The organism is Microbacterium sp. AISO3 (assembly GCF_002204305.1).
Lineage (GTDB): Bacteria > Actinomycetota > Actinomycetes > Actinomycetales > Microbacteriaceae > Microbacterium > Microbacterium arborescens.
Window position 1 is genome coordinate 1 of record NZ_NHRF01000037.1, and the last position, 621, is coordinate 621.

The 621-nt window shown below is 43.0% G+C and carries 1 protein-coding gene; it reads right to left on the reverse strand.

The genetic code is table 11. The features are described from left to right. Positions 1-51: 51 nt before the first annotated feature. Complete coding sequence (gene bor, locus CBF90_RS16180) at positions 52-345, reverse strand: serum resistance lipoprotein Bor (RefSeq protein WP_000738492.1); 294 nt, start codon at positions 343-345, stop codon at positions 52-54. Positions 346-621: the final 276 nt, after the last annotated feature.

Genomic DNA, 621 nt, shown 5'->3' on the forward strand with positions numbered 1-621 from the left:
TTAATGAGCAGTGCAGATAGAGTTGCCCATATCGATGGGCAACTCATGCAATTATTGTGAGCAATACACACGCGCTTCCAGCGGAGTATAAATGCCTAAAGTAATAAAACCGAGCAATCCATTTACGAATGTTTGCTGGGTTTCTGTTTTAACAACATTTTCTGCGCCGCCACAAATTTTGGCTGCATCGACAGTTTTCTTCTGCCCAATTCCAGAAACGAAGAAATGATGGGTGATGGTTTCCTTTGGTGCTACTGCTGCCGGTTTGTTTTGAACAGTAAACGTCTGTTGAGCACATCCTGTAATAAGCAGGGCCAGCGCAGTAGCGAGTAGCATTTTTTTCATGGTGTTATTCCCGATGCTTTTTGAAGTTCGCAGAATCGTATGTGTAGAAAATTAAACAAACCCTAAACAATGAGTTGAAATTTCATATTGTTAATATTTATTAATGTATGTCAGGTGCGATGAATCGTCATTGTATTCCCGGATTAACTATGTCCACAGCCCTGACGGGGAACTTCTCTGCGGGAGTGTCCGGGAATAATTAAAACGATGCACACAGGGTTTAGCGCGTACACGTATTGCATTATGCCAACGCCCCGGTGCTGACACGGAAGAAAC

Bases quoted from the DNA above. Each gene is read 5' to 3' on its own strand.
- bor (WP_000738492.1), bottom strand. From the start codon at position 345: ATGAAAAAAATGCTACTCGCTACTGCGCTGGCCCTGCTTATTACAGGA.